This is a genomic window from Treponema sp. R6D11 (assembly GCF_054786075.1).
The window spans coordinates 1-308 of record NZ_BDHD01001419.1; the positions used below are offsets into that span (position 1 = coordinate 1).

Consider the following 308-nt stretch of genomic DNA (forward strand, 5'->3'; position numbering starts at 1 on the left):
TCGCGGTAATGTTTTAACTTATAGTATTTCATTGCTTTTTGAAATTCTTTTTGCCTAAGAGCGGCGCGTCCTATTCCAATGTACGCCAAATCATAATTTCCGTTCATTTTTAAAACTTCTTCCCAAAGTACCGCCGAAGTTTCATAACGACCGGCTTTGTATTCATCTAACGCATCGTTAATTAACGCGCCATAACCGGTAAGATCAAAACGTGTAAGAGTGGCGGCTCTTGAATCAAGCGCGTATAAAGAGTATCCCATTCTGTCAAGCGCGGTCGGCTGAAGGAAAGAGCCTTCGCGGTTACCGAC

Annotated in this window: 1 protein-coding gene; it reads right to left on the bottom strand. The window is 43.2% G+C overall.

Annotated features, from left to right (window positions below; genetic code table 11):
- A partial coding sequence (locus ACYVTD_RS18985; protein WP_461249133.1) for a hypothetical protein occupies positions 1-308 on the bottom strand: 308 nt, incomplete at both ends.